This is a genomic window from Burkholderia sp. (genome assembly GCF_018375725.1).
Classification (GTDB): Bacteria; Pseudomonadota; Gammaproteobacteria; order Burkholderiales; family Burkholderiaceae; genus Burkholderia.
This window is the reverse complement of sequence record NZ_JAHACR010000385.1, coordinates 1-3,314: the sequence shown is the minus strand read 5'-3', so window position 1 is coordinate 3,314 and position 3,314 is coordinate 1. Positions and strand designations below refer to the sequence as shown.

Genomic DNA, 3,314 nt, shown 5'->3' with positions numbered 1-3,314 from the left:
GGCCGCGCGCGCGACGCGCGCCGTGACGCCCCACATCGTTTCGCCGCCAGGATCCTTCGGGTTGTTCGAATATCCGCCCTCGTTCCCGATCAGGGCATCGAATGCATCATCGAAGCTGCTCACATCAATCCCTCCCGAGTACTGCCCGCGCCTTCCGACGCAGCAGGATTTCGATGTACTGCGACCCGACGATGCCGAGCGCGCTGCCGATGCCGAGCAGTGCGAGCGGATCCAGGTTCGGAATCTGCAGCAGCGCGATGCCAGCGACCATTGAGGTCGCGGAACCCAGGAGCGCGCGGCCAAAAACCACGCGAAAGGTCAATTGCTCGCTGCTGACGAGCAGTTTTGCAATGCCGATGAGAGCCCCCATGATGATCAGTTCCAGAATGGTTTTTTCGTGTTCCTGCATCGTCATCCCCGTTTGACGTTCATTGAAACGCTTATCCGTAGATTTGAATCGCTTCCGCGCCCGCGGCCGTGTTAACGAACACGATCTTGAGCATGCGCTGCGCGCCGGAATTAATCTGGAAATTGCCGCCGCTCGTGAGGCCCACCATCGTCACGCCAGCGCCCGGCTGTAGTGTCATCGTCCCGTTGGTTGCGTTCAGCAGCAACAGATCGACCGTCTTGTTCTTGCTGGGGCTGTCTAGAGCTGCCACGAGCTGTGCAGCCGTTGGCGTCGTGTTCGTGAACGCACCCGGCGTGCCGCCGATATAGGCTATGCCGCCCAGCGTTTGGGTTGTCGTGAGCGTTCCGCCAGGAATGGCGGTGAAGCCCTGCGGGTTCGTCTGCGTGGCAGAGCTGATCGGTAGCGAGACGGAGGTCAGGTCTGTGCCCGCGTAGCTCTGCGAATCAGTGCTGTTCCATTGCACCTCTTTCGTCTGCGTACCACGCCAGTTATTGCCAGTTTCGATCGTCCCCGTAGAACCCGCATCGACGAGCAGCCCGTATTGCCAGTTGTTGGGAGTCCCGTAAATGTTGTTCGTGCAGCTGGTGATTGATGTGTTGTCGGAGTTTGGACCGACGTGGATTGCGGGCTGCGTATTCGCCGTCATGGTGCCCCCGGCCTGGAAATCGCAGCACGCGAAGCGCGCGTTGCGAGCATTCGTGTACACCGCGCTTCCCTTACCCTGCCCAATCGAGCAGCCCATGAACGTGATATTGCGCGTGTATGAATAGTTAAGGTCGGGATAGATCGCTACGACATACCCATCGCTCGAGCCCTGCCCCGTCTGCCCGGATGCCTGGATGAGTGCGCAGTCGACGAACTTGATGTTTGCACCACCATTGATCTGTACGGTATTAAGCTTGGCGCCCTCGGTCTGCACATCGGTGAACTGCAGATAGTTCGGGAAGTTGCCCCCCGACTCCGCGCTGTTATAGATGAGGACGTTCACCGTGCACTGCATGATGTTGCATCGGGTCGCAATGAGCGTCGCGACAAGGCCATCGATGACCAGCCCATTCGCCCCCGAGTACATGCAGTTGACGGCCCAGTTGTCGAGGATCAACCAGTCCGAACGGCCCGAACCATCGGCCGCAGCATGCCAGTAGATCCCGTAACCGGTGCTGCTCGTGACACCCTGCATCACGACGTTAGAAATCTGCACCGTGTTGTTCTGGTACAGCTCGATCCCCGTCCAGCAACCGTTGATTTCGAGGTTATCGATGACAATCTGATTGCTGTTCGAGCAGTAGATGGTGCGGCCACCCGTCTTTGCCCCGAACTGGAAGCGCAGGTCACGCAGCTCGAATCCATAGATCTGCTGCGAGAAGCTCGACCCGGAGAAGGTGATGCAGTCGCTCGCGCCGTTGTCGAACGTGATGAGGCTGCCTTGGCGATTCACGCCGACGATGGAGACACCGCCCTGCGTCACATTCAGGGTGCCGGCGATTCGGAAGCCCGATGAGTGCGCCGGGACAATCAGCTTGCCGCCGCCGACCGCCTGCAGCGCGTTGATCGCGTTCTGGAAATAGGCCGTGTTGTCGGTCGTGCCGTCCGCCTTGGCACCAGCCTGCTCGACGGACAGCGAACCGAACCATTGCAGCCTCCATCGGCCGCCGTCGGACGCCACGATGATCGTCACGCCGTTATCGGAACTCGACGTATCGTTCGGGTCGTATTGGTATGCCCCGCCTCCCCCATCGTGGGCAGCGTAGTACCCAGTCACGAACGCGCGCGCGTAGAACTGGTGGCTCGTCGCGCGCAGCGCTGCGATTGAGTCGACGACGCGGTTCAGGTTGAACAGGAGCGTGTTCGCGAACGTGCCCCCATCCGGCGTCCCGATGAGGGATGCGCCTGTATTGCCCGACAGTGCGTCTGACGAAACAGCGGCCGATACGACCTGATCCCAGATCGTGACGCCGAACGTGTCGGCGACAACCTGCCGATACGATCCGCCTCCCCAAATCGTTGCTTGGCCGCGCGAATCGAGAATGATCGGATTCGTATTCGGCTGCGTCATTGCCGCATCCTGATACGTGTCCTTCTTAGTCGTGGTGCCAGGGGAATAGAATGTCACTGCCCCATTGGCCAGCGGCTTCCCGTTCTGGTCAATGAACTGGGTTTTCCCGTTCGGAAGAATGGAGGACATTGCCACCTCAAACAAAAAGACCACCTCGATGGGTGGCCTATAATCGAAAAAGCCCGCACGGAGCGGGCTTAATGGGGATAGTCGTGGGAAAAGAAAAAAACCACTACGAAACACTATCGGTCGCGCGCGGTGCGCCACCTGAGGTTATTCGGGCAGCGTATAGGGCTCTCTCGCAGAAATGGCATCCGGATAAGAATGAAGACCCAGAAGCGGGCCGAATCATGCAAGCGATCAATGCCGCGTATGTAATCCTGTCCGATTCAGCCAAGCGCGCCAATTACGACCGGACGCTCGAGGAGCAAGAGGCGACTCGAACGGCGCACGCCCCGAAACCAAGCACAGAGCAGTCGCCTTCTCGACACGCGGAGCGCCGGCAAGCTTTCGAGGTTGATTGGGATACTGTTGCACGCGCACAGACTGCGCAACAAAATAAATTCCGCGTATTTGGCCGCGACAATTTGTTCGCCGCTGCGCGCACATTCGGATTGCTGCTCGGCGCCATATTCCTGCTGCAGATTCTCACGTCGCATGGATAGCCTACCGATATTAGTTCCTGCCCAGCCTTGAATTTGTGCGCATCGCATCGATAAGCCGATTCGCTTGACCCTGAAGACGTTTTGTGGCAATCCCCGCAGCCAGCTTGTTGCCGGCCCACATACCGGCGCCCGCGCCAGCGCTCGCCGCAGCACCCCCACTGATTTCGCCACCTCCCCCTCCTCT

General features: G+C 59.4%; 4 protein-coding genes. 1 reads left to right on the top strand and 3 read right to left on the bottom strand.

Annotation, left to right across the window (positions count from 1 at the left end):
- The 3 genes from KH616_RS23170 to KH616_RS23160 all read right to left on the bottom strand — a co-directional run.
- A partial coding sequence (locus KH616_RS23170; RefSeq protein ID WP_292252289.1) for a glycosyl hydrolase 108 family protein occupies positions 1-123 on the bottom strand: 123 nt, incomplete at its 3' end.
- Between the two features lies 1 nt (position 124).
- On the bottom strand, positions 125-409 hold the full coding sequence (locus tag KH616_RS23165; RefSeq protein WP_292252288.1) for a holin: 285 nt from the start codon (positions 407-409) through the stop codon (positions 125-127).
- Between the two features lie 31 nt (positions 410-440).
- Entirely contained in the window at positions 441-2,594 is a 2,154-nt protein-coding gene (locus KH616_RS23160) for a hypothetical protein (RefSeq protein ID WP_292252287.1), read from the bottom strand.
- Between the two features lie 71 nt (positions 2,595-2,665).
- Between KH616_RS23160 and KH616_RS23155 the strand changes: the two genes are divergently transcribed.
- Positions 2,666-3,130: a J domain-containing protein gene (locus tag KH616_RS23155; protein WP_292252286.1), complete on the top strand. Its 465-nt coding sequence runs from the start codon at positions 2,666-2,668 to the stop codon at positions 3,128-3,130.
- Positions 3,131-3,314 lie beyond the last annotated feature (184 nt).